Genomic DNA, 1,031 nt, shown 5'->3' with positions numbered 1-1,031 from the left:
ACACCCGCGCCGACGGTACGGCCGCCTTCACGGATTGCGAAACGCAGGCCTTCTTCCATCGCGATCGGGGAGATCAGCTTGACGGTGATCGACACGTTGTCGCCCGGCATGACCATCTCTTTGTCCGCTGGCAGCTCGATCGAGCCGGTCACGTCCGTCGTACGGAAGTAGAACTGAGGACGGTAGTTGTTGAAGAACGGGGTGTGACGGCCGCCTTCATCCTTCGACAGAACATAGATCTCGCCGGTGAAGTGGTTGTGCGGCTTGATCGAGCCCGGCTTGGCCAGAACCTGGCCACGCTGCACGTCTTCACGCTTGGTGCCGCGCAGCAGCAGGCCGACGTTGTCGCCAGCTTGACCCTGGTCCAGCAGCTTGCGGAACATTTCCACGCCGGTGCAGGTCGTCTTCACGGTGTCGATGATGCCGACGATTTCGATTTCTTCGCCGACCTTGATCACGCCACGCTCGACACGGCCGGTCACCACGGTACCGCGGCCGGAGATCGAGAACACGTCTTCCACAGGCATCAGGAAGGCGCCGTCCACAGCGCGCTCAGGCGTCGGGATGTAGGTGTCCAGTGCGTCCGCCAGGCGGATGATGCACTCTTCGCCCATTTCGCCCGGCTGGCCTTCCAGGGCCATACGTGCCGAACCTTTGATGATTGGCAGGTCGTCGCCAGGGAACTCGTACTTGGACAGCAGCTCGCGCACTTCCATTTCCACCAGTTCCAGCAGTTCTGCGTCGTCGACCAGGTCGCACTTGTTCAGGAACACGATGATGTAAGGCACGCCAACCTGACGGGCCAGCAGGATGTGTTCGCGGGTCTGCGGCATCGGGCCGTCAGCTGCGGAGCACACCAGGATCGCGCCGTCCATCTGGGCAGCGCCGGTGATCATGTTCTTGATGTAGTCGGCGTGGCCTGGGCAGTCAACGTGCGCGTAGTGACGGGCAGCGGTTTCGTACTCGACGTGCGCGGTGTTGATCGTGATGCCGCGTGCTTTTTCTTCCGGAGCAGCGTCGATCTGGTCGTA

General features: G+C 61.9%; 1 protein-coding gene. It reads right to left on the bottom strand.

What is annotated here, in order from left to right; genetic code table 11:
* A partial coding sequence (tuf, locus tag FHS02_RS31155; protein WP_183444280.1) for an elongation factor Tu occupies positions 1 to 1,031 on the bottom strand: 1,031 nt, incomplete at both ends.

It is taken from the genome of Pseudoduganella umbonata (genome assembly GCF_014192225.1).
In the GTDB taxonomy this organism is placed as follows: Bacteria; Pseudomonadota; Gammaproteobacteria; order Burkholderiales; family Burkholderiaceae_D; genus Rugamonas; species Rugamonas umbonata.
Note: the sequence above shows the minus strand (reverse complement) of the source record. Positions and strands in the feature narration are given on the sequence as shown.